Consider the following 23,787-nt stretch of genomic DNA (forward strand, 5'->3'; position numbering starts at 1 on the left):
GGCATCGCCGGATCGGGAGGCTTCATGGATCTGGACCTGCGCAAGCTGCGCTACTTCGTCGCCGTCGCCGACCGTCTGCATTTCGGCCGCGCCGCCGACGAACTGCACATCGCGCAGCCGGTGCTGAGCCGGCAGATCCGCGCGCTGGAACACGACCTCGGCACCCCGCTGCTGACCCGGGACAGCCACGGCGTGGCCCTGACCGACGCCGGCCGGCAGCTGCTGACCGACGCGGGCCCGCTGCTGGCCTCCGCGCAGGCGGTCCGTCGCCGGGTCACCGTGGCCGCGCGGGGCAGCCGGCGGCTGATGGTCGGCTTCCGAGCCGGCATCGCGGTCACCGGGGCGGTGCGGCGGTTCGCCGAGCGGCACCCCGAGGTTCTGGTCGACGTGCAGCGCATCGAGTGGGACGACCAGGCCCCGATGCTGCTCGACGGCCGCATCGACGTCGGCTACGTGCGCCTGCCCATCGACGAGACCGGCCTGCGCGTCATCCCGCTCTACACCGAGCCGCGGGTGGCGGTGCTGCCGTCCGGTCACCGTCTGGCCGGCAAGGAACAGGTCACCGAGGCCGACCTGGCCGGCGAACCGCTGGTCTGGCACGCCGGCCCGAGCAACCACCCCACCCGGCGCCCCCACCCGGATTCCGGATATCGGGTGCGCGGGGTCGACGAGACGCTCGAACACGTGGCGGCCGGCCGCGGCATCTCGTTCGTGGCCCGCTCGACGACGGTGTTCCACACCCATCCCGAAGTCGCCTTTGTGCCCGTCCCCGATCTGGCGCCCGACGAGGTATGCCTGGCGGTGCCGGAATCGCGCACCTCGCCGGTCATCGACGACTTCATCACCGCGGCCCAGGCGACGGCCGACATCACCGCCGAATGCGGAAACTACGAGATGTGGCGGCGAGGCCGTCGCCAAGCGGGCTAGGAAGTCCGCTCGCGGCGGAACACCGTCCGGACGGCGGCGTCGACCGGCTCGGCCACGGTGAAGCGGAACTCGGCGGGCGGGCCGGCCTCGAACAGCCGGTCGCCCGCGCCGACCACCGTCGGGAAGGTGATCAGGCGGTACTCGTCGACCAGGTCGGCCGCGGCGAGCGTGTGCACCAGGCTCAGGCTGCCGATGACCACAACGTCGCGGCGGGCGCGCTCGGCGGCGGCCCAGGCGAGCGGGTCACCCTCGATCGGTGCCGAGTTCGACCAGGCGGCCGCGTCGATTCCCGTACGGGTGGCGACCCGCTTGGGCACCGTGTTCATCAGCTTGGCGTAGTCACTGTCCCGGCCCGGCCACAGCTGCGCGAACCGCTCCCAGGTGCGCCGTCCGTACAGCTGCACGCCCTGTTCCATCCGCGCGCCGAGCTGAAACTTGTCGTCGGTGACCGGTCCCGCGCCGTAGCGGAAGGCCCAGTTCTCGGGGTCGGACACCACGCCGTCGAGCGTGGCGAACTGGATCACGATGATGTCGCCCATGAGGGGGCTCCTTTCTCCTCGCCACCACATACCGCCGGCCCGCACGGGACTCATCGGTGGCGAAGGAAGGAATAGTGTCGGGGCCGTGGCGCAGGACTGGGACGAGTGGCACACGGCCTACCGGGGCGACCTGCTGGCCCTCTGCTACCGCATGCTCGGCTCGGCCGACGAGGCCGAAGATCTGGTGCAGGAGACGTTCTTGCGGGCGTGGCGGGCGGCCGACCGCTATGACCCCGGGCGCGCGTCGGTGCGCACCTGGCTGCACCGCATCGCCACCAACGCCTGTCTGACCGCGCTCGAGGGCCGGGCCCGGCGGCCGCTGCCGAGCGGTCTGGGCGCGGCCGGCGACGACCCGCAGGCCCCGCTGACGCCGAGCTTCGACATCCCGTGGCTGCAGCCGTTTCCGGACGACGCCCAGCAGCGCGCCGGGCTGCGGCTGGCCTTCGTCGCCGCCCTGCAGTTGCTTCCCGCGCGGCAGCGGGCCGTTCTGGTGCTGCGGGAGGTGCTGGAGCTGCCGGCGGCCGAGGTCGCCGACGCCCTGGACAGCAGCGTGGCCTCGGTGAACAGCAGCCTGCAGCGGGCCCGGGCCACGCTGCGGGCGGCGGGACCGGTGCTGGAGGAGTTGCGCGAACCGGCCGACCCGGGCGAGCGCGCGGTGGTCGAGCGCTATCTGGCCGCGTTCGAGGCGGCCGACGTCCCGGGGCTGACCCGGCTGCTGGCCGACGACGTGGCGCTGGAGATGCCGCCGGTCGACCTGTGGCTGGCCGGGCGGGCGCACTACGGCGAGTTCCTGGAGCGGGTCTTCGCGATGCGCGGCCCGGGCTGGCGGATGCGGACGGTGCCGGCCAACGGCGGGACGGCCCTGGCCGCGTACGCGCCGGACCGGGCCACCGGCGAGCTGCGAGCCCATTCGCTGCAGCTGTTCGCGGTGCACGACGGCCTGATCCGGCGCTGCGTGACGTTCGTCGACCCGGCGGTTTTCGACCGGTTCGGCCTGCCTCAGCGCTGGGCGAACTCCTCCAGGAACTCGACCAGCATGTCCGTCAGTTCGCCGTCGAGCTCGGGCGGAATCTGATCCAGACGCGTGTCCGGCGCCTTGGTGCGGGCGATCAGATAGTCCCACCGGACGGGCGACTCACCGCCGTGCAGGCGGCGCGAGACGAACGCCCCGAACCCGTCCAGTGGGGCGCCGTCGAGGGCCTGGTTGAAGCCCTCGACGAACGCGACCGCTGAGGCGTACCGGCCGTCGGGAAGGTACATCCCGCGCCGGTTACGCAGGTGGAAACACAGCTCGGTGAGGGTCAATCCAGGTCCACGGGTTTGAAGTCGAGATATTCGCCGTACGTCCACTGGGCGCGGTACTGCTTGAGCGGCATCCCCTTGGGGCCGGTGAAGCCATCGTAGACAACGCCGTCCTTGATGACGACAAAATGCTCGTCCCAGCGACCGGTCGGGTCGTGCTTGGATGGTCCCAGCTTCGGGGCACCCATCGAGTCCGAAAGACGGAACGTCTCCCCGCCGATCAGCTCCTTGATCTTCTTGGCGCAGGCCTTGCAGTTGTCCATGTTCGGGACCGGCCAGCCGGCGGCGTCGACGTCGTCGCACGGGAACGGGTCGGGGTCGGCGAGGGCCGCGACCCGGCCGTTGCCGGGCACCGGCGGCTTGATCTTGCAGGCGTCACGGCTGCGGCGCGCGTCGTCGGCGATGTCGTCGCGCTTCTTGCGGCCGTTGCGGACCTTGTCGGCGAACTTCTCCCACTTCTTGTAGAGGTCCCAGACGTTGCCGATCTTCTTGAGCTTGCCCCACGGGACCAGCTCGATGATCGTCCAGAAGCAGGCCTCGAAGTTGGGCGTCTTCACGCACTCCATGAGGTCTTCGGGCACGATCAGCCCGATCAGGAAGTCGAGGCCCTCGGCCTTGAGGAAGTCCAGGATGGACTGCCCGGCCTCCTGCTTCGCCTTCTCGTACTCGGCCCGCTGTTCCGGGGTGAGGTATTTGAGGAGGTCGTCCTCCTCCCCCGGAGCCGGCGCACCCGCGTTGCTGGCCTGGTCCTGCTGCCGCTGACGCTCGGCCGCCTCGGCCCGCTCGGCCGCCTGCTGCGCCTCGGTCGCGTGCTGCAGGGCCCGGCTGGCCGCCTCGGCCGCGCTGTCCGCATGGTCCTGCGCGTTGTCGGCGGCCGTGCGGGCGGCGGCGGCGTCCGACTCGGCCCGGTCGGCGGCGCCGCGCGCGGCCGCCGCGTCGGATTCGGCCCGGGTCGCGGCGCTGTCGGCCGCGTTGGCGTCGTTCTGGGCCGCGGCCGCGCTCCGGCCGGCGATCGCCGCGTCGTTGGCGGCCTCGTTGGCCGCCTGCCGGGCCGCCAGCGCGTCGGCCCGGGCCTGGGCGTCGGCCCGGGCCGCGGAGGCCGCCGCGGTGCGCGCCGCGGCCCCGTCCACGGCTGCCTGGGCCGCCGACTGCTTGGCCTCGGCCGCCGACTGGGCCGCCTGGGCCGCCGACCGCGCGGCCTGGGCGGCTGCCGTGTAGGCCGGCTTGACCTGATCGTTGGCGCGCTGCGCGGCCGCCTCGGCCAGTTCGGCTGCCCGCACCGCCTCGGCCGCCCGGGCACGGGCCGCCTCGGCCTGTTCCTCACCGATGGTCTGCGCCAGCTGGGCCACCAGCGCCACGAAGTCGGCGTCGATGTCGGCCCCGGTGAACGGCGTGACCATGCCGATCGCCGTGTTGTGGGGCTCGGCGATGCCGGCCGACGAGCTGGAGGCGGCCGACGCCGCGGCGATGGCGATGTCGGCCTGGGCCGCCGCCGCGACCGCCTCGGTGGTGGCGGCCTGGGCCTCGTCGCGGGTGCGGTTGGCCGACCACAGCGACTGGACGGCCTCGTCCGCGGCCTGACCGGCCAGGTTCACGGCCGCGGTGGCCGCCTCGGCCGCCCGGATCTCGTTCGTGGTCGCGACCGCCGCCTTGGCGTCGGCCCGCATGCGGTGGGAGTGGGTCTGCTGCGCGGTCGCCTCGGCCCGGTCGGCCGCCGCGTCCGCCGCCCGGGCCGCCGCCTCGGCCTGACGGGCCGCCGCCCAGGCCCGGTTGGCTGCCTGCTGCGCCTGGTGGGCCGCCGCCCGCGAGTTGGCCGCGGCACCGGTCGCCGTGTTGGCCGCCGACCGGGCGTTCCGGGCCGCCGTTCCGGCCGCACCGGCCTGGGCGTCGGCCTCGTCGGCGTAGCGCTGTGCCTCGGCCGAATCCGCCTGACCGGCCGCCGAAGCCGCCACGGCTTTCAGTGCCCGCGCCCGCGCCTTGGCCGCCTGCTCCGCGCGTTCGGCCGCGATGGCCTCGTCACGCGCGGAGGCGGCGATGCGTTCCTGGTTCCACGAGCGGTCGCGGGCCGCCTTGGCGTTGCGTTCGGCGCCCTCGGCGCTGCCCCGGGCCCGGTTCGCCGCGGCCGCTTGTGCCTCGGCGTTGCCCCGGGCCGTGCGGGCCGTCGCCGCGTGCTGCTCGGCCTCGGCCCGGAAGCGGGCGGCGTTGGCTCGCTCGGCCTCGGCCACCTGACGGGCCTGCTTGGCCTCGGCCGCCCGGGCCTCCGCGGTCTCCCGGTGCCGATTGGTGCGTTCGGCGGCCGCCCACGCCTTGGCCTCGGCCGCCTGGGCCTCTTCCCGGGCCTTCTTCGTACGCTGGGCGGCCGTCTTCGCCGCGGCCGCCTGCTTGGCCGCTGCCGTCGCCAGCCGGGCCGCCGCCGCCGCGTGTTCCTGCGCGTGTTTGCGCCACTGCTCGGCCTGCTTCGCGTGCGCCTCGGCCTGCGCCTGCGCGCCCTGCGCGTTGTTGGTCGCGATGGTCGCGTCGATGGCGTGCTGCGCGGTGGTGGCCGCGCCCAGCGCCGCCGCCGACGCCTCGCTCATGCCCTGCGCGATCAGCGACCATTCGGCGCCGTAGTCCAGCCCGGTGGCGATCAGCTCGTCGGCGGCCGACGTCGCGATCGCCGCGGCCGTGCGAGCCTGCTCTGCCGCCAGGCGGGCGCCGTTGACGAAGTTCGCTGTCTGCGACTTGGCCAGGTTGAGCTCGGCCGACTTGGAAGCCGCGGTGCCCGCGCGAGCCAGGACCCGCTCGGCGTGCCGGGCCGAGTTGGCCGAACCTGCCATGTCGTTGGCCGCGCGCTGCAACGCTTCCACGCCGTCGCCGTGGGCCCGCAAAAGCCGGGTGCGTGCCTCGGACGCGCGCCTGGCCCGCTGCGCCAGGTCCGACAGCTCCTCGGCCGCCTTGTTACGCGCCTCGAGGTCCTTCAGGTATTGCTCACGCTCGGCGGCGTCGGCCTTGGCCGCGGCCAGATAGCCGGTGTTCCAGAAGGCCGCGATCGCGGCGTCGTCGCCGGCCAGGGCCTGTTCGGCGGCCGCCTTCACGTGCGATTCGGCCGGCGCCGCGGCGGCGAACACCCGCAACCGTTCGCGCAGCTGGGCGGCCCGCTCGCGGGCGTCGGCGGCGAGCTTCTCGTCCCGCTGCCGGGCGACGTCGGCGCCGTAGGCCAGGAACAGCTCGCGGTCGGTGTCGGTGCCGGCGAGAACCCGCTGCACCTCGGCGTTGAAATGGGTGCCACCGGTGCCGGCCATGGCCCGGATCGTCACCAGGTTGTCGGCCGCCTGCTGCCGCTTGCGGGCGTCGATCGCGGCCTCGAGCTGACGCTTCTCGACGTTGGCGAACCGGAAGATCGCCGCCGGATCGCCGGTCGAGAGCGCCGCCAGCGCGGCCGCACGCACCTCGGGTTCGGGCGACAGCTCGGCCACGTCGGCGACCGCCTTGCGCCACCGCTCGGCCGTCGCGTCGATGCCGGTCGTGCCGTTCCACGACTCGGTCACCAGCGGCGGCACGGGCGGCAGCGGCGTGCCCTCGGTGCGCAGCAGGCCTACCAGGCTGCGGGGGGCCCGCTCGGGCGCGGCCGCCGCGGCCGGCACGTTGACGGCGGCGCCGCCGATCAGAGCGACCAGCGAGGCCAGGGCCACGACCCGGGCGCGCACGCTCAGAGAAACCTTCACGACCATCCTTCTCCACAGCCGGGAGCGGCGCGGGGAGGCACGCGTCAGCGCCACGGCCCCCGCGCCGCGGAAAACGAACAGGTTGAGTTCGGGACTAGGCCCCTAAGGCTGTGGAATCCACAAAGGACTGCTCACCACGCTTCACGAATCCCCCGTTGCTCGTAGCGTTTCGAGCGATATCTAAACATGGACACTGATCGACGGCTACCCCGTGGCGGGCGAGGCGGGGTCAGGCCGGGGTGACATCGGTGCTCAGGGCCCGCTCCCGCCCGGCCTCGATGTCGGCCGCGAGCGCGTCGAGACGCCCCTTGGCCAGCCCGTACGAGTCGGAACCGAGCACCTGGTGCAACGGCGCGTTCCCCGAGACGGCCACGTCGATGATGGCCGCCGCCACCTTCACCGGGTCGCCGAGCTGGGTCCCCGGCATGGCCAGATGCGCGTCGGTCATCTCCCGGATCGCCTGGTAACCGTCGGCGGCCTGAGCGGGCAGCCCCAGCGACGAGGTCCGCAGGAAATCGGTGCGGGTGTAGCCGGGCTCGACCACGTTCACCTTGATGCCGAACCCGGCGACCTCGGCCGCGAGCGAGTCCGACAGCCCCTCCAGGGCATATTTGGCCGCGCAGTAGAGGCTCCAGCCCGGAAAGGCGGTCAGCCCCAGAATCGAGGACACGTTGACGATGTGCCCGCGACCGGCCGCCCGCATCTCCGGCAGCACCGCCCGCAGCACGTTCCAGACGCCGAAGATCTGCACGTCGAACATGCGCCGGACCTCGGCGTCGGTGGCCTCCTCGACCGCGCCCAGGAAGCCGTAGCCGGCGTTGTTGACGACCACGTCGAGCCCGCCGAAGCGGTCGGTGGTGGCGCGGACGGCGGCGGCGACCGCCGTCCCGTCGGTGAGGTCGAGCTCGAGGGGCAGCAGCCGCTCACGGCCGGCATCGCCCAGGGCCGCGCCCAGGCGGTCGGCCGAGCGGGTGGTGGCGGCCACGTTGTCGCCGCGGACGAGCAGCTGCCGGACGAGCTCGAGGCCGATGCCGCGCGAGGTGCCGGTGACGAACCAGGTGGTCATGGGGTTCTCCTTGACGTCGAACGAACGCCTCCCATGCTGTGGCGGGGCGCGCCTCACGGACACGGCCGAGCTGGCCCAGCGCTGCCTGGGTACGCCATGCCCACCCAACGCCTGTGCGCGGGCCGGTTCGCGGCCGATGATGGAGGCATGACCGGACGCACCGACCTCGGCGACTTCCTCCGCAAATGCCGGGCCGGCCTGTCTCCCGAGGAGGCGGGCCTGGACGGCCTGGCGACCGGCCGCCGGGTGCGGGGCCTGCGCCGCGAGGAGGTCGCGATGCTGGCCGGGGTGAGCGTCGACTACTACACGCGGCTCGAGCAGGGCCGCCACTCCAGCCCGTCCGAGGCGGTGGTCGAGGCCCTGGGCCGGGTGTTCCGGCTCGACGCCGCGGCCCGGGCCCACCTGGCCGACCTGGCCCGTCCGGTGCGCCGCGCGGCCGAGCAGGCGCCGCCGCAGCGGGTGCGTCCGGCGATGCAGCAGCTGATCGCCTCGATGACCGACCATCCCGCGCTGATCCTGGGCCGGCGCACCGACGTGCTCGCCGCCAACCCGCTGGCGCGGGCGCTGCTGACCGACTGGACGAGTCTGGCGCCGCGGCACCGCAACTACGTCCGGTGGATCGTGCTCGACCCGGCCGCCCGCGAGGTGTTCCTCGACTGGCCGACCGTGGCTGCCGAAGCCGTCGGCACTCTGCGCCTCTATGCCGGGCGCCACCCGGACGACGTACGGCTGAACGAACTTGTGGGTGAACTGACGATCAAAAGCGCCGATTTCCGTACGTGGTGGAACGGTCACCAGGTGCACGAGCGGACCCACGGCACCAAGCGCATGACGCACGCGGCCGTCGGCCCGATCACGCTGCGATACGAGGCCCTGGCCCTGCCCGGCGACCCGGACCAGACGCTGTTCGTCTACAACACCGACCCCGGCAGCGCGTCGCACGACAACCTGCGCCTGCTCGGGCTGCTCCTCACGAAGGGGCAGCCGGAAGCCGCCGGGGAACCGGAATCGACGCGCACCCGCGGTTTGTAGCTCGCGCGAGCTACAGCGGATGTCCGCTCGGAGGTGACGACGGGAAGCGCCGGAATTCGTACGTTTCTTCGCAGCCGCGGCACGGATGTCCGCGGGAGCAGCGGAGGATCAGTCATGCGGTTCGTAGTCCAGCTGGTCGCGGTCGTCGCGGCCGCCTTCCTGGCCGGGCAGGCGGTCAATTCGGTGACCGAAAGTCCCTGGCTGTCCCTCGCGGCGGGCCTGGTGACGTCGCTGATCGCGGTGGCCGTCTACTACTGGGCCGTCCGGTGGACCGAGAAGCGCGACGTGACCGAGGCGCTCCCGGGCCCGGCCGCCTCGGGACTGGCCCGGGGCACACTGCTCGGGGCCGGGATCTTCGCCGCGGTCATCGGCAACATCGCCGTCAACGGCGGCTACCGGGTCCACGGGCTCAGCGACGATCCCCTCGCGGCGGTGGGGCTGATCGGGTTCATGGCCGCGGCCGCCGTCACCGAGGAGCTGATGTTCCGCGGCGTGCTGTTCCGCCACGTCGAGAAGCTGACCGGCACGTGGCTGGCGCTGCTGCTGTCGGCGCTGGTGTTCGGCGGCGTCCACCTGCTGAACGAGAACGCCACGCTGTGGGGAGCGCTGTGCGTGGCGGTCGCCGGCGGCGGCATGCTGACCTCGGCCTTCATCGCGACCCGGAGTCTGTGGCTGCCGATCGGCCTGCACTTCGGCTGGAACTACGCCCAGGCGGCCGTTTTCAGCACCGAGGTGTCCGGCAACGGCCTGAAGCAGGGGCTGCTGGACGCCGAGTCGAGCGGCAACGCCTGGATCAGCGGCGGCACGTTCGGCCCCGAGGCGAGCTTGTCCGCGCTGATGGCCGGCGTCGTCGTGACGGCCGTGTTCCTGTGGCTGGCCCACCGGCGCGGGCACATGGTGCCGATGCGGCGGCGCGAGCCTTCTACGCTCGTCGCGTGAACGGCCCCTGGCGACGCTACGACGTCATCCTCCGCGACCTGCCCTTCGCGCTTCTGCTCACCGCGGTCGCCCTGGTCCCGGCCTGGCACCGGCACGGCACCCGGTTCAGCGACCTCGTGCCGCAGCAGCCGTTCGACCTGCTGGGCGTGCTCGTCATCGCGGTCGAGTGCCTTCCTTTGGCCGTACGGCGGAAATGGCCGTCGATCGCCCTCGCGGCGGTGTCCTGCGGGTTCGCGTTCGACCAGTTCATGGGTTTCCACACGCTCGGTGGCACCGCGTTGCCGATCGCCCTGTTCAGCGCCGGCGCACACCTGAGGTCGCATCGCCGGGCCGTGATGGCCGCCGCCACCGTCGCGTACGTCGTCTTCGCCGTGGTGCTGGACCGGATCGGGCCGACCGGGGTCGCCGACTTCGTGCTGTTCTATGTGGTGCTGGCCGCGATGTGGGGGGTCGGTTCGTGGATGCGCCAGAACCGGGCGGCCGAGTCGGAGCGCCGCCGGCAGTTGGAGGAGGCGGCGCGGGCCGCCGAGCGCACCCGGATCGCCCGCGAACTGCACGACGTCGTGACCCACCACGTGACCGCGATGGTCGTGCAGGCCGAGGCCGCGCGTTATCTGACAGCGGCGCCGGACCGGCTGGACGAGACCCTGAGCGCGGTCAGCGACACCGGGCGGCGGGCCATCACCGACCTGCGGCAGCTGCTCGACCTGCTCCACCCGGGCCACGGCGGGGAGTTGCGGGCGCTGGTCGACCAGACCCGGCGGGCCGGGCAGCCGGTGGAGTTGCACGAGGAGGGTGAGACGACGGGTGGCTCCGACGGCACGGTCTACCGGATCACACAGGAGGCCCTGACGAACGCGCTGAAGTACGACCACGGCGCCCGCACCACGGTGACCGTGCGGTACGGCCGGTCGGAGGTGGACGTGCGGATCAGCACCGACGGGTCGGGGTCGGGCACGGCCTCGCCGGGTGGCAGCGGACGGGGGCTCACCGGGCTGCGGGAACGGGTCGGCACGCTCGGCGGGGAGTTCAGCGCCGGGCCGCAGCCGCGAGGCGGTTTTGTGGTGACGGCCCGCATCCCGGTCGGGGCCGCGTCGTGATCCGGGTGCTGGTCTGCGACGACCAGGCCCTGATCCGGACCGGCTTCGCCACCATCATCGACGCCCAGCCCGACCTCGAGGTGGTGGGCGAGTGCGACGACGGCGTGACCGCGGTCGAGCAGGCCGGGCGGCTGCGCCCCGACGTGGTCGTGATGGACGTGCGCATGCCCGGCATGGACGGCATCGAGGCGACCCGGAAACTGGCCGGGGCCGGGGTCGAGCACCCGGTCAAGGTGCTGGTGGTGACGACCTTCAACGTCGACGAGCACGTGTACCGGGCGCTGCGGGCCGGGGCGAGCGGCTTCCTGCTCAAGGACGCGCCGCCGGCCCATCTGCTGCACGGCATCCGCACGGTGGCGGCCGGCGCCGCGCTGCTCGCCCCCGAGGTGACCCGCCAGCTGGTCGGCCGCTACGCGATGCGGATCCGCCCCGCCGACACCCCGCCCGGCGACGTGCCACTGACCGCGCGCGAGCTGGAGGTGTTGCGCCTCATGGCAAACGGACTGTCCAATTCGGAGATTGCCGATGCGCTCGTCATCAGCCACGAGACCGTCAAGACGTACGTGTCGCGCATCCTGACGAAGCTGGACCTGCGCGACCGGGTGCAGGCCGTCGTCTACGCCTACCGCCGCGGGCTGGTGGCCTGACTTAGGCAGCCCCAGTGGACGAAGAGTGGACGGCATAGGAGCGGAGCATCAGGAGCGTGCCGTCGAGCACGGCTTCCAGCGGCTCGATGCTCTCGTGCGACTGCATCACCAGCAGGCCGCCCTGCAACGCGGCGAAGACGGCCAGGGCCAGGCGATCGGGGTCGGCATCGGGGCGCAGCCGGCCGGCCTCGCGCATGCGGCGCAGGCCCGCCGCCAGTTGCTCGCGCCACCGGTCGGCGTAGGCGGCGACCTCGGCCGCCAGGCGCGGGTCGGTCGGGGCGACGTCGTTGACCAGTGCGCTGACCGAGCAGTATTTGTGGGTCAGGTTGCGGTAGTAGGCCACGACAGCGTCGCGCCAGCCCTGCCACGACTCCCAGGTGTCGAGCCGGTCGAGCCAGGGCTCCTGGGCCGCCATGACCCGGGCGTTCTGAAAGCCGGCGATCGCCCCGACCAGCTCGCTCTTGCCGCCGGGAAAGTAGTGGAACAGCTGGCTCTTGCTGGTTCGGGTGCCGACCCGGATCTCGTCGAGCGTCATCCCGGCAACGCCCCGCTCGAGGATCAGCTCGGTGGCGGCCCGCACGATCCGGTCGCGCGTGGCCGCCCCCTTGGTGGTCAGTCCCGTCATGGGACGACCCTACTGGCGGACCGCGTTGAAGACCGGCGGGTGGTAACCCTCGGGCTTGTCGCCGATGCCGAGGCCCGGGCTCACGATCCAGCTCTGGTACTCGGGGGTGAACATGGCGTACGGCGGCACGGCCGGGGTGGCGCTCGCCTCGTCGAGCCGGCGCCGGGCCTCCGCCGGCAGCTCGAACTCGAGCGCGGCCAGGTTGCTCGCGACCTGCTGGGCGCTGCTGGCCCCGAGCACGACCGAGGCGACCCCGGGCCGGGTCGCGACCCAGTTGACGGCGACCTGGGCCATCGGACGGCCGAGGTCGGCGGCCACGCCTTCGAGGGCTTCGATCACCCGCCAGTCGTGCTCGCTGACGGCGCCGCCGGCCAGCCGGCCCGAGCCGTCCAGCCCGTCCGCCGAGCGCCTGTACTTGCCGGTGAGCAGCCCGCCCGCGACCGGGCTCCACGCCGTGATGCCCATGCCCAGCGCCTGCGCCATCGGCACGAACTCGGGCTCGATCGACCGGTTGACCAGCGAGTACGGCAGCTGAACGGTGACCAGCGGGGCCATCGCGTGCGCCTCGGCCCAGCTCTGGGCGCGGGCGGCGTACCAGGCCGGCACGTCGGAGAGGCCGCCGTGCCGGATCTTGCCCGCCCGCACCAGGTCGTCGAGGGTGCGCACGACCTCCTCGACCGGCGTGATCCGGTCCCAGGTGTGCAGCAGGTAGAGATCGAGGTAGTCGGTGCCGAGCCGCCGCAGGGAGGCCTCCACGGCCCGGATGATGTGCTTGCGCCCGTTGCCGCTGGCGTTCGGGTCGGCCGGATCGATGCTGTTGGTGAACTTGCCGGTGAGCACCAGCCGTTCCCGGTTCCCGGCCTGTTTGATCAGGCTGCCGAGGATGCGTTCGCTCTCGCCGGCCGTGTAGAAGTCGGCGGTGTCGATGAGATTGCCGCCGGCTTCCACGTACGCCCGGAAGATCGGCTCGGCCTCGGCCCCGGTCTTCCCGTACGCCTTGTGGAACCCGTCGACGCCGAAGTTCATGGTGCCCAGCGCGAGCCGGCTGACCCGGAGCCCCGAGCGTCCGAGCAGGTAGTAGTCGTTCATCACAAGCCTCTTCCCTCGTTTAGGACCGCTCAGTCCATACTTTCCCTCCTCAAAACTGAACCGCCAAGTCCAAACTTCCGGTTGAGCAAGTGACCTAGGCGACAAGCGGCCAGCCGTCGCCGAGGTTGACGGTCAGCGGGAGCGGCAGGCTCATCTGGCGTCGGGCGGCGGGCATGCCGCCGATCGCCAGGCTGCCGTCGACGTCGCAGGTGCCGGCGCCGACGGCGATCAGGCGGCCCGCCTTGATGACGGCCTGCAGGCTGCGGACCAGGATCTCGAGCTGGATCTGGAGGGTGACCGCGGCCAGTCTCCGCCCGCTCAGGTGCAGCTCCACCGAGGGTTCGTGGTTGAGCGAGATGGCGTGCGTGGCCAGGCCGACGGTCCGCCGGGTGTCCGGCTCGGCCAGGCTGGCCCGAGCCTCCTCGCGGATCCTCTGGTGCTTGCTCCAGCCGTTGACGAAGACCTCGGTGACGTCTGTTCGAGCAGCCCGGTGGCGGCCTCGGTCAGGCGGGTCAGCGCGGCCTTGCGGGCGGCCTCGGGCATGGCGCGGACGGCGCCGTCCATGTCGCCGCCGGGTTGTCCCAACACGGTCGCGGCCAAGGCGTCGGCCGCCCCGGCGGGATCGTCGAAGAGCAAGGTGCGCAGGTCCACGGTGCCGGTCATGGCACCTCCTCGTGCAGGGTCGGATCGATGGCCGGCGTGATGCTGACCAGATCGACGGCCGGGTGGTCGCGTTCCGTCACCGCCGTCATGGACCGGCCTTCGGCAACCACGGCCGTCAGCTCCCCCGCGGTCTCGTCGTCGCCCGGATCGTCGCGGTGGAACAGTTTGCCGATGCGGCGGCGCACCGGGGCGAAGGCGAACGGGGCGACCACGACGAGGGCGCCGAGCAGGCCGCGGCTCAGTAATCCGCGGACCTTGTCCCACGGGCCGGCCACCGGTTCGGGCGGCAGCACCGAGAACAGCGTCAACCCGTTGGCCGCACCCTGTTCCGCGCCGGCCCGCTGATACGTCAGCTGCCACATGACCTTGGTCTTGCCGGGTTCCGTGGTGACGGGGATGAGCAATTCGGCAACCCACCCTTCCCCCGTACGGTGGCAGGAGCTCATGCCCTCCGCGGTGAACCCGGCGCTGCAGCCGAGGATCTCGACGCCCTCGACCAGGGAATCGAGCGTCAGCTTGACCGTCTGACCGGCTACCGCGGCCGCCGGATCGGGCAGCACCGAGAAAGCGGCCGCGGGCGGCGCGGCGCCGAGCACCTCGTAGTCGATGGTCCCGCCGCCCTGCCCGCCCGTCTCCTCATCGGTGGCCTCCCAGCGCAGGGGCAGACTTCCGGCCGACGCTCCGCGCGGGACGGTCACCGTGGCCGTCCAGCCGCCGACCGCGGGACGGCACGCTGTGCCGCGCCCGGAGAAGGCCACGCGGCAGCCGCCGACCCGCACGCCGGGACGGGCCGGGGAGACCGCTACGACCACCCGGTCGCCGGGACGGGCCGATTCGGGATCGGTGGCCGCATAGAAGTCCTCGTCCGCCACCGGCCGCGTGGTCGCGGAGCCGGTGGGATCGACGGTCGGGCCTGTGCCGCCACCGGATCGCGGCGGCTGGACGGTGTAGTCGAGGGTGCCGTTGTCGGCGATGTCCGCACCGGCGGCGGTGCGCGCGCTGATGCCCCAGCGCAGCACGGCGACGCCCGGTGCGGTGCCGAACGGGACCCGCACCCGGGTGAACCACCGTTTGCTCGACTTGCGGCACAGGCTCTCGGTCACGGTCTTCGGGAAGAAGGCCATGCAGCCTACGATCTCGACGCCCTCGGTCGCCGAGGTCACGGTCAGGGTGACCCACTCGCCGGGAGCGGCCGCACCGGGCTGGATGGTGACGACGAACTGCCGGGGTTGCCACACGACCTCGACCGGCAGGTCGCCCTCGTCACTGCCCTGGGATTCGCCGGGCCGCGTGCTGACATAGGTCAGGTTCCAGGTGAGCGTAAGAGCGCCCTGCGACTGGTTCGCGGGTATCGGCACGGTTGCCGTCAACGTCTTGAGGTCGCACGGAATGGGCTCGGTCAGCGTGACGGAACAGCCCTCGACCGTGACGCCGCCGGTCGCCGCGGCGAAGTGCACCTCGACCGACTCCCCCGGCCCCACCGTCTTCCGGTTGGCCTCCACGGTGAACCGGGGCGGTGGCAGCGGATCGATCCGGAACCGCTCGGCGCCCGGCACCTCACCCTCGTGGTTGTCACCGGCCGAATATCGGACCGTCCAGGCGATCTCGGTGTCCAGCGGCTCCTTCGAACCCGTCGGCGGCACGACCGTGGTGGCCGTCCACCGGTCGTCGCGGAACTCGCAGTCGCCGCCGACCTGGCGCAATCGGATCTGACAACCTTGGATGAGTACGCCGTCGGTCAGGCTCGTGAAGACAACGGTGACCTCGTTTCCCGGCACGCCGGTGATCGTCGACGGCCGGGCCTCGAACCGCGCCTGCTTCACTTCGAAGGCGAGCGGCACCGGCTCGGCCGCTGCCGAGACCCGGATCGTGTCGTGGAACCACTCGATGCGATGCGTCCCGGGCCGGGCATCGCGCGGCACGGTCAGCGTGGACACGCGATTCCTCTTCACGTCGTACCCGCAGTCGATCCTCTCCCCGTCGTCGAACCCGGCCCAGCAGATGTCGGCGCGCGATGGGAAGGTGACGACGATCGTGTCTCCGGGCCACCCCTCGGTGCGACTGAGGGCCGGCGCCTCGATGGCCGGGGGCTCCGGGCTGGATTCCGTGGGTGAGGGTGTCGGTGTCGGCGTCGGCATGGTCGCGGCCAGCAGCAGCGCGGCAAAGGCCATCGCGCGTCCCCGCCCCACCGGCGACGCGAGAGCAGCGATCTTCTCGATGAGAGCCATCGCGGCCCCCTCCGGGTCTGCCCGCGATTAAGACTCCATGTTCCGCCGCCCGGCGCGTCATGCCCGGGCACAGTCCTTGACTCGACAGCGGCGACTCAAGCCCGGCCGCGGCGTGTCAGGCCACCGACAGCGGACGCCTCAGGCCCGGCGGCGCCGGGTGAAACCCAAGGCGGCCACGCCGAGCAGCACGAACGCGACGCCGGTCAGGACGAGTGGGCCCGTCGCGGGGCCGGTGATCGGGAGGCCGCCGTCACCACCACCGCCACCTCCCTCGCCGTCGCCCGGGGCCGGGGTCGTGGTGGTCGGCGTCGGGCTCGGTGTGGGCTTCGGAGCGAACTTCACCGGGAACGTGACCTTGTCGTTGGACGGGTCGAGAGGCGCCGGGTCGTCGTTCACCTCGAGCTCCACGATGCCGCTGCGCCCGTACGTCTTGTCGTCGGCCACGGTCGGCATGACATGGTCGAGCCGGATCTCGGCCCCGGCCGGCAGTTCCCGGGTGATCCGGCAGTTGAACTGGCCCGGGTCGGACTCGCACTGCGCGTCCTCGTGGTCGACCGTGACCCCGCGGTACCAGCCGCCGTCGAACCACTCCCACAGGGTGAACCCGGCGACCGGGTCGGGGCCGAGATTGCGCACCACCACGGTGTACGTCAGCGGCTCGCCCGGGGTGATCACGGCCGTCGGGGCCTCGGCGGAAACCGCGAGGTCGGCACCCCGTACGGGAATGGTCTCCACGGTCCTGGTCAGCTCGCCCGCGGTGGCGGTGAGGGTCAGCGGGCGGCCCGGGGTGAGGTCATCGGCGAACCGGACCGTGGCCGTCCAGCTGGGCAGCTCGTCCTCGGGATGGTCCACGGTGCAGGTGACAACCGGCCCCTCGACGGTGCACGGACCCGAATTGCGGCCGCCCGCACCGGTCTTCACCGCGCCCGGTTCGGCCGACTCATAGGTGACGCCGTCGGGCAGCGTCAGCACGACCTCGGCGGTGCCGGCGCTCGCCTGAAGCGTGAACACCGCGCTGTGGCCGATCAGCACCCGTTCCGGGCCGGTCAGCACGAGAGCTTCCGGCGCGGCGGCCAGACCGGCGCCACCGGCGAGGAGCAGGGCCATGACCACGGCGTATCGACGAACCCCCATGGCCGCGGAGTATGCGCCTGCCGGTGACCGCTGGCAAGGGGCGGTCAGGGCCGTCCGATCAGGCCGGCCACCTCGGTACGCGACGCGGCGCCCAGCTTGCGCAGGATGTTCGAGACGTGGACGGCGGCGGTTTTCGGGGATATGTAGAGGCGGCGGGCCAGTTCGGTGTTGGTCAGGCCGTCGCTGATGAGCATCGCCACCTCGCGTTCGCGGGGAGTGAGCGCGGCCGGGCCGGTGACCGCGGAGGATTCCGGCGTCAGGCCCAGCAGGGCCCGCAACCGGTCGAGCTGGGCCACCCGCCAGCCACCCCACCGGGCGAGCAGACCCGCCGCCGCTTCGACGTGGACGGTGGCTTCGGCCTGCCGGCCGGTGGCGAGCAGGCAGCGCGCAGCTCCGATGTGGACGGTTCCGCGCACCGCCGGGGCCAGGACGTTGGCCTCGGTGATCGACCGGTAGCCGGTCAGCGCCTCGGCGTGCCGGCCGTGCGCCTCGGCGAGCTGGGCGTCGACCAGTGTGCGGTGGGCGTCCCAGACATCGGCCGCGAGCAGTTCCCGGTGGAACTCGTCGAGGGCCGGCAGCGGAAAGCCGATCTCGAGCGCCGCCGAGAACAGGTCGTGGGCCTGCTCTCCGCTGCGCCACATCTGCTCGTCCAGAGCAGCGACGAATTCCGCCCAGGCCTTCTCCGCGCCCGGCCGGTCGCCGCGCCGGCAGGCGAGGTGGAACGTGAGGCCGGGAACCAGGGTCGACGGGTTGTTCGGCACGGTCGCCAGGTCGGCGACGAGCTGCTCGACCCGGTCGAGTTTGCCGGCCTCGAGACAGAGCCCGGCCAGGAACAACCCGAAATAGTCGGCCCAGCGCCCCCGGCGGCGGTAGTTGCGGTCCTGCTCGCGCCCCTCCTCCAGCGCGTCGAGGGCGGCGCGCAGATCCCCGGCCCGTACGGCCAATCGGGCTCTTCCCTGGAAGTAGGTGGCGACCGACAGCGACTCGAAGCCGGCCCGTTCCGCGTCGACCCGCATCCGCTCCAGGGTCTCGGCGTGCTCGGCCGGGGATGCCGGCGGTTCGCCCGAGAGCAGGGTGTTGAGGGCGCGGGCGGCCAGCACCCACTCCCCGGTCTTCTCGGCCTCGTCGACCAGGCCGGTGAGGATGGCGCGGCCCTCGGCGGCCCGCTGCCGGTCCTCGCTGAGCGCCGAACCCTTCTCGAGCAGCGCGGCCAGGCGGATGGCGGGCAGGTCGAACTCGGCGGCGAGGTCGAGGGCGCGGTCGGCCCAGAGCACGGCCGCGTCCAGTTCGTCGCGCAGGTAGACCGACTGGGCGATCGCGGTCATCGCGCGGGCCTGGTCGGCGCCGGGCGGCAGCTGCGCGATCATCGTCTCGATGTCGTGGGTGAGCGCGCTCATCTCGCCGAACTCGCGGGACTCCCACGCCAGGCGGATCAGCAGATAGAGCGACTCGGCCCGGTCGGTCGTGGAGTCGGCCCGGTCGCGCCAGCGGCGGCCGTAGCGCAGGGCGTCGTCGAGCAGACCGGCCAGCCAGGCGGCACGGGCGGCGCCGGCCAGCAGGTCGGTGTCGTCGGGCACCTCGTCGAGGCCCGTCTCGGCCAGCTGCAGGGCCTGGTAGGCCGAGCCGATCGAGAGGTAGAGCGCCGTGCCCCGGCGGGCCGCGTCGACCATGTCGTCGTAGCGGCCGGCGCCCTGCGCGTGGTGGGCCACCATGGCCGGGTCGGAGCCGCCCGCGCGCAGCAGCACGTCGAGCGCGGCCTCGTGCAACCGGCGCCGCTGCCGGCCGAGCATCTGGTCACCGATCGCCTCGCGCACCAGGGCATGCCGGAAGGTGAACTCGTCCTCGCCCGCCTCGACCAGCACGCCACCGGTGACCAGGTCACGCAGCACGGCGATGAGCTCGTCCTCGCCGGTGCCGGTCACCTCGGCCAGCAGGTCGAACGGGATGCGGTGGCCGAGCACAGTGGCCGCCTCGACGATGCGATGGCTGACCGGGTCGAGGTCGTCGACCTGACGGCGCAGCACGTCGGCCAGGCTCCACGGCAGCGGTTGGTCGACCAGCTCCTCCAAGTCGTAGTTCGGCAGCGCGCGCAGCAGCTCCTCGAGGAAGAACGGGTTGCCGCCGGTGCGGTGGTGCAGCGCGGTCGCGGCCCGCAGCGGCGCCGGCGCACCGGTCGCGGCGGCCAGCAGCGCCGCGGTCTGCGACGGGGTCAGGCGTTCCAGCCGTACGTGGATGACCGTGTGCCGCCGCTCGGTGCGGGCCAGCAGGCCGGCGATGGGCTGGCGCCGGGTCACCTCGTCGGGCCGGTAGGTGCCGATCAGCAGCCGGGGCCCGCGCTGGTCGGCGATCCGCTCGAACAGGGCCGCGCTCTCGGAGTCGGCCCAGTGCAGGTCTTCGAAGACGATGACCGCGGGTGCGTCGCCGATCAGGTCGTTCAGGATGGCCAGACCGGTGTGCAGCCGCTCGACCGGGCTGCGGCTCGCGTCGGCCAGCGCGGCCAGTTCCTCCTCGCCGACCTCAGGCCGTCCGTCGATGGCGTCGAGGAGCACTTCGTACGGCCGGGACAGCGACCCCGGCTCGGCGTGACCGACCAGAACCACGGTCGTGTCGGGCAGGGTGCCGAGCAGCTCGTGCACCAGCCGGGTCTTCCCGATGCCGGGTTCGCCGGCGATGACGGCGACCGCGGGCTCGCGCGCCGAAGCGAGCCGCGCCAACCGGCGCAGCTCGCTTTCTCGGCCGATCATCACCGGGCCGGCACCGCCGCGGATGGCTCGCACGACGCCAGGGTACCGGTGGGGTGTCCGCGGACCGCCCGCTCCTTGCTCGCTCGGCGGGCCTTGCGGGCCAGGCGGGCGCTGGTGAGCAGGCGGCCGCGGTCGGCCTCGGCGATCATTTCGCGGTGGCGGTCGTTGGCCAGGCTCAGCATGAGGTCGGGGTGGAGCATCATGGCGGTCTCCTTCGTCGTTCGAGGTGATGTATCCATCCTCGATCGGCGCTCGCCCCGCCACATCGACCGCGCTTACCTATCTTCCCTGGTCACGGCACTTTAGGAGCCGCGCTCGGACGCCCTAGGTATACCTAGTCGGCCGTCTTCGCGAGCACCGCGAAGGACGCGTCGAGGTCGACGTCCCATTCGGCGCCGTCGGCCGCGCGGACCTCGGCCTCGAACGCCACGCCCTGGTCGTCACCGGCCTCGACGTCCAGCAAGGTCCCGCCCGGGAAGGCAGCCAGGACAGCCTTCTCGGCCGCGGCCCGGTCGGTGTCGCTCACTGCCGGGTCGGGGGCGTCGGGAGTGTCCGCCTGCTGCTTCACGACCTTCAGGTCCTTGTCGAGCGCCACGTCGACCTCGCTGCCGTCGGTCTTGCGGACCTCGACCTCGTACGCCTCACCGGGGTCGTCGCTGGTTTCCACGTCGAGGACCGTTCCGCCGCCGACGGCCTGCACCGCGGCGTTGCCGACCCGGTCGCGGTCGCCGCCCTTCACCTCGCTGTCGGCGTTGGCGGCGGTGGCCCAGACGCCGCCCCCGACGGCGAGGGCGGCCAGGGCCGCGGTGGTGACGATGACGCGCTTGCTGCGGAGCTTGGTGATGTTCATGCCGCACACTCTGCGGGACGGTCGCTGAATCCAGCCTGAATGCGGCTTTCAGCCCGGAATCCGTGCGGCTGGCGGCCCGGCATTCGCACGGCCGTTCCGACCGGCATTCGTGCGGCTTCAGCCCGGCACTTGTACGGCCTTTCATACCGGCGCTCGCACGACTCTCAGCCCGGCACTCGTGCGACTCTCAGCCCGGCACTCGTGCGGCTTCAGCCCGGCACTCACACGACTGTCGTGCGACTCTCAGCCCGGCACTCGTGCGGCTTCAGCCCGGCACTCGCACGGCCTTTCATACCGGCGCTCGCACGATTCTCAGCCCGGCACTCGTGCGGCTTCAGCCGAGGATTCGCACGGCTCCAGCCGAGGATTCGTACGGCTTCAGCCGGGGATTCGTACGGTGAAACGGGCTCCGCCCAGCTCCGAGGGTGACGCTGACACCGTGCCGCCGTGGGCGGTGACGATCTCGCGGACGATGGCCAGGCCGAGCCCGCTGCCCCCGGCGTCGCGGGCGCGGGCCTCGTCGAGCCGGACGAACCGTTCGAAGACGCGTTCGCGCTGGTCCTCGGGGATGCCGGGGCCGTCGTCGTCGACCGTCAGCTCGACCGCTCCCCCGTTCTCGCGCACGCCGACAGCCACCGCTTCGCGAGCGTGCCGGGCGGCGTTGTCGGCGAGGTTGCGGATCACCTGGGCCAGCGCCGATGCGTCGCCCCGCACGCGGCCGGCGCCCACGGCCGAGGTGTCGACCCGCTTTCCCGTACGGGCGATCCGCCGCGCCTCGGCCAGGGCCAGGTCATCCAGGTCGACGTCGTGGCGGGCGTGCCCGGCGCCGGCGTCGTCGGCCCGGGTGAGCAGCAGCAACTGGTCGACCAGCCGTTGCAGACGCGCGGATTCCTCCAGCACCGTGTCGGCCAGCTCGCCGTCGGGCAGGGCGGCCGGATGGGCCTGGGCGACCTCGGCCACCTGGCGGATGCTGGCCACCGGAGACCGCAGCTCGTGCGAGGCGTCGGCGACGAACTCGCGTTGCCGGTCGCGGGACTCCTGCAGGCGGCCCAGCATCTGGTTCATCGTGCGGGCCAGCCGGCCGATCTCGTCGCGGGACGCCGGCTCGGGCACCCGGCGGTCGAGCCGGTCACCGGTGATCGCCTCGACCTCGCGGCGGATACGCTCCACCGGGGCCAGCGCGCGCGAAGCCACCACCCAGGTCGTGCCGCCGACGAGCAGGATCAGCAGCGGCAGGCCGAAGAGCAGAGGCGTCCGCAGGGCGGCAGTCGAGTCCTCGACCTCCTCCAGAGGAACGGCGACCGACACGCGGTAGCCGCCGCCCTCGTCGGTGGCCACCAGATAGGGGTGTTCCCCACCGGGCAGCTCGACCTCGTCGGTGGAGGCCGTGGGCAGCGCCGGGCCGGAACGGGTGGTCGTGCCGTCGGGCGCGACAGCTTGCCAGAGCAGGTCATCCTCGTCGGCATCGTCGTCGTTCGCGTCCGGCGCGGGCAGGCCGGCCGACTCGGCCTGACGCAGCAGGGCCGTGGCGCGCTGCTCGGCGGTGGTTTCCAGCCCGTCGCGCAGGGATTCGCGCACCAGAAGCACCAGCGAGACCGCACCGACAAGCAGGGCAACCGCAACAACCAGTACGGCCGCCGCCGTCGTCCGCAGCCGGACGTCAGCCGTCATTCTCGCCGCCGTACTTCCACGCGGCAGAGCTTCAGGCGCCGTCATGGTTTCCCGCGGCCAAGCGCCCGGCACCGTCACGACCACGGTCTCCCGCGCCCGCGCTCCTGCCGCCACCACCACCGCTATTTCCCGCGCCCGCGGTCCCGCCACCATCACCACCGCGATTTCCCACGGCCGCGGTCCCGCCACCATCACCACCGCGACTTCCCACGGCCGCGGTCCCGCCGGCCAGCCGGTAGCCAGCGCCGCGGACGGTCTGGATCGTCTCGCGGCCGATTTTGTTGCGCAGGTGGCCGATGTAGACCTCGACGATGTTCGGGTCGCCCTCGAAGTCGGCGTCCCACACGCCGTCCAGGATCTGCCGCTTGGAGACGACGTCGCCGGGGTGGCGGGCCAGGAAGAACAGCAGCGAGAACTCGCGAGTGGTGAACTCGACCTCGCGGCCGTCCCGCCAGACCCGACGCGCGGCCGGGTCGAGACGCAGGTCGCCCACCACCAGCTCGGTGGGACGTTCCCGGGCGCCGCGCCGGCTCACCGCGCGCAGCCGGGCCACGAGCACCGGGAACGAGCACGGCTTGGTGAGGTAGTCGTCGGCGCCGGTGTCGAGGCCTTCGACCTGGTCCCATTCGCCGTCCTTGGCGGTGAGCATGAGGATCGGTGTCCAGTCCTGCTCGGCGCGCAGGGTCGCGCAGACCTGATAGCCGTTGAGGCCGGGCAGCATCAGGTCGAGCACGATCGCGTCGTACGTGTTTTCGCGGGCCAGCCACAGCCCGTCGACGCCGTTGTGGGCCACGTCGACCGCGAAGCCCTCCGCCTCGAGCCCGAGCCGCAACGACCGGGCGAGCCGTTGCTCGTCGTCCACGACGAGTACGCGCATCGCGTCTACCTCCAGGAAAGCGCCGGCCCCCATCCTCCCGCACGCACCCTGAACGCCACCTGAAGACATGCGGGTGGCCGCCGTCCCGCAGGACAGGGCGGCCACCCGTCTACCTCTGCTGTTCGGGACTACGGTCCATCCGAAACCGCGTTCCATCCGGGACTCAGTTCCGCTCGGGACCGCGTTCCATCCGGCACCACGTTCCATCCGGCACCACGTTCCATCCGGCACCACGTTCCACCCAGAACCGCGTCCCACCCGGGACCCGATTCCGCCCGGGACCGCGTTCCGCCCGGCACCGCGTCCCACCCGGGACCCAGTTCCGCCCGGCACCCCGTTCCCCCCGGCACCACGTCCCACCCGGGACCCAGTTCCGCCCGGCACCACGTCCCACCCAGAACCGCGTTCCCTCCGGCACCACGTCCCACCCGGGGCCCAGTTCCGCCCGGCACCACGTCCCACCCAGAACCGCGTTCCGCACGGCACCGCGTTCCATCCGGCACCACGTCCCACCCAGAACCGCGTTCCGCACGGCACCGCGTTCCATCCGGCACCACGTCCCGCCCAGAACCGCGTTCCGCACGGCACCGCGGCCCACCCAGAACCGCGTTTCGCACGGCACCGCGTTCCATCCGGCACCGCGTTCCGAC

20 protein-coding genes and 1 pseudogene are annotated in these 23,787 nt (G+C 72.6%); 6 read left to right on the plus strand and 15 right to left on the minus strand.

The window, feature by feature from the left end; translation table 11 throughout:
* Positions 1-24: 24 nt before the first annotated feature.
* Positions 25-927 carry a LysR family transcriptional regulator gene (locus JIG36_RS04955; RefSeq protein WP_203374756.1) on the plus strand — a complete coding sequence of 301 codons (903 nt, stop codon included), beginning with the start codon at positions 25-27 and terminating at the stop codon, positions 925-927.
* On the opposite strand, the gene JIG36_RS04960 is transcribed toward JIG36_RS04955, so the two are convergent.
* Positions 924-1,466 (minus strand): dihydrofolate reductase family protein, encoded by a 543-nt coding sequence (locus JIG36_RS04960; protein ID WP_203374757.1) that lies wholly within the window; start codon positions 1,464-1,466, stop codon positions 924-926. The two genes, JIG36_RS04955 and JIG36_RS04960, sit on opposite strands and share 4 nt — an antisense overlap.
* An 85-nt stretch (positions 1,467-1,551) precedes the next feature.
* Here JIG36_RS04960 and JIG36_RS04965 point away from each other — a divergent pair, with 85 nt between their 5' ends.
* On the plus strand, positions 1,552-2,541 hold the full coding sequence (locus JIG36_RS04965; protein ID WP_307872570.1) for an RNA polymerase subunit sigma-70: 990 nt from the start codon (positions 1,552-1,554) through the stop codon (positions 2,539-2,541).
* Here the strand turns inward: JIG36_RS04965 and JIG36_RS04970 are convergent.
* The 3 genes from JIG36_RS04970 to JIG36_RS04980 form a co-directional block, all read right to left on the minus strand.
* The gene (locus tag JIG36_RS04970; protein WP_203374759.1) at positions 2,466-2,771 is read right to left on the minus strand and encodes a hypothetical protein; all 306 of its coding nucleotides are present in this window, start codon (positions 2,769-2,771) and stop codon (positions 2,466-2,468) included. The two genes, JIG36_RS04965 and JIG36_RS04970, sit on opposite strands and share 76 nt — an antisense overlap.
* A complete protein-coding gene (locus JIG36_RS04975; protein ID WP_203374760.1) occupies positions 2,768-6,472 on the minus strand; it encodes a hypothetical protein in 3,705 nt (1,234 codons plus the stop codon). Before JIG36_RS04975 ends, JIG36_RS04970 begins: the two co-directional genes overlap by 4 nt.
* A 229-nt stretch (positions 6,473-6,701) precedes the next feature.
* The gene (locus JIG36_RS04980; RefSeq protein ID WP_203374761.1) at positions 6,702-7,538 is read right to left on the minus strand and encodes an SDR family NAD(P)-dependent oxidoreductase; all 837 of its coding nucleotides are present in this window, start codon (positions 7,536-7,538) and stop codon (positions 6,702-6,704) included.
* A 147-nt stretch (positions 7,539-7,685) separates the two neighbouring features.
* Here JIG36_RS04980 and JIG36_RS04985 point away from each other — a divergent pair, with 147 nt between their 5' ends.
* The 4 genes from JIG36_RS04985 (at position 7,686) to JIG36_RS05000 (ending at position 11,256) form a co-directional block, all read left to right on the plus strand.
* Positions 7,686-8,570 carry a helix-turn-helix transcriptional regulator gene (locus JIG36_RS04985; RefSeq protein ID WP_203374762.1) on the plus strand — a complete coding sequence of 295 codons (885 nt, stop codon included), beginning with the start codon at positions 7,686-7,688 and terminating at the stop codon, positions 8,568-8,570.
* Positions 8,571-8,684: 114 nt separating this feature from the next.
* The gene (locus tag JIG36_RS04990; protein ID WP_203374763.1) at positions 8,685-9,509 is read left to right on the plus strand and encodes a CPBP family intramembrane glutamic endopeptidase; all 825 of its coding nucleotides are present in this window, start codon (positions 8,685-8,687) and stop codon (positions 9,507-9,509) included.
* Positions 9,506-10,609 (plus strand): sensor histidine kinase, encoded by a 1,104-nt coding sequence (locus JIG36_RS04995; protein ID WP_203374764.1) that lies wholly within the window; start codon positions 9,506-9,508, stop codon positions 10,607-10,609. Before JIG36_RS04990 ends, JIG36_RS04995 begins: the two co-directional genes overlap by 4 nt.
* Positions 10,606-11,256 (plus strand): response regulator, encoded by a 651-nt coding sequence (locus tag JIG36_RS05000; protein ID WP_203374765.1) that lies wholly within the window; start codon positions 10,606-10,608, stop codon positions 11,254-11,256. Before JIG36_RS04995 ends, JIG36_RS05000 begins: the two co-directional genes overlap by 4 nt.
* 1 nt (position 11,257) lies before the next feature.
* Here the strand turns inward: JIG36_RS05000 and JIG36_RS05005 are convergent, their stop codons facing one another.
* The 11 genes and pseudogenes from JIG36_RS05005 to JIG36_RS05055 all read right to left on the minus strand — a co-directional run.
* On the minus strand, positions 11,258-11,881 hold the full coding sequence (locus JIG36_RS05005; protein ID WP_203374766.1) for a TetR/AcrR family transcriptional regulator: 624 nt from the start codon (positions 11,879-11,881) through the stop codon (positions 11,258-11,260).
* Between the two features lie 9 nt (positions 11,882-11,890).
* On the minus strand, positions 11,891-12,970 hold the full coding sequence (locus JIG36_RS05010) for an aldo/keto reductase (RefSeq protein WP_203374767.1): 1,080 nt from the start codon (positions 12,968-12,970) through the stop codon (positions 11,891-11,893).
* A gap of 94 nt (positions 12,971-13,064) precedes the next feature.
* On the minus strand, positions 13,065-13,304 hold the full coding sequence (locus JIG36_RS05015; protein WP_203374768.1) for a hypothetical protein: 240 nt from the start codon (positions 13,302-13,304) through the stop codon (positions 13,065-13,067).
* Positions 13,289-13,633 carry a hypothetical protein gene (locus JIG36_RS05020; protein WP_203374769.1) on the minus strand — a complete coding sequence of 115 codons (345 nt, stop codon included), beginning with the start codon at positions 13,631-13,633 and terminating at the stop codon, positions 13,289-13,291. Before JIG36_RS05020 ends, JIG36_RS05015 begins: the two co-directional genes overlap by 16 nt.
* Positions 13,630-15,861: a COG1361 family protein gene (locus JIG36_RS05025; protein ID WP_203374770.1), complete on the minus strand. Its 2,232-nt coding sequence runs from the start codon at positions 15,859-15,861 to the stop codon at positions 13,630-13,632. Before JIG36_RS05025 ends, JIG36_RS05020 begins: the two co-directional genes overlap by 4 nt.
* 138 nt (positions 15,862-15,999) lie before the next feature.
* Positions 16,000-16,995 (minus strand): hypothetical protein, encoded by a 996-nt coding sequence (locus tag JIG36_RS05030; protein ID WP_203374771.1) that lies wholly within the window; start codon positions 16,993-16,995, stop codon positions 16,000-16,002.
* A gap of 44 nt (positions 16,996-17,039) precedes the next feature.
* On the minus strand, positions 17,040-19,772 hold the full coding sequence (locus JIG36_RS05035; protein WP_307872571.1) for an ATP-binding protein: 2,733 nt from the start codon (positions 19,770-19,772) through the stop codon (positions 17,040-17,042).
* The gene (locus JIG36_RS05040; RefSeq protein WP_203374772.1) at positions 19,739-19,942 is read right to left on the minus strand and encodes a hypothetical protein; all 204 of its coding nucleotides are present in this window, start codon (positions 19,940-19,942) and stop codon (positions 19,739-19,741) included. Before JIG36_RS05040 ends, JIG36_RS05035 begins: the two co-directional genes overlap by 34 nt.
* Before the next feature lie 131 nt (positions 19,943-20,073).
* Positions 20,074-20,589 carry a PepSY domain-containing protein gene (locus JIG36_RS05045; protein ID WP_203374773.1) on the minus strand — a complete coding sequence of 172 codons (516 nt, stop codon included), beginning with the start codon at positions 20,587-20,589 and terminating at the stop codon, positions 20,074-20,076.
* Positions 20,590-20,967: 378 nt separating this feature from the next.
* Positions 20,968-22,260, minus strand: a complete 1,293-nt coding sequence (locus JIG36_RS05050) for a sensor histidine kinase (RefSeq protein ID WP_203374774.1) — start codon at positions 22,258-22,260, stop codon at positions 20,968-20,970.
* 229 nt (positions 22,261-22,489) lie between these two features.
* Positions 22,490-23,137 (minus strand): annotated as a pseudogene (locus tag JIG36_RS05055) (response regulator transcription factor); the annotation flags it as partial.
* Between the last annotated feature and the right edge of the window lie 650 nt (positions 23,138-23,787).

It is taken from the genome of Paractinoplanes ovalisporus, from assembly GCF_016834655.1.
GTDB lineage: Bacteria > Actinomycetota > Actinomycetes > Mycobacteriales > Micromonosporaceae > Actinoplanes > Actinoplanes ovalisporus.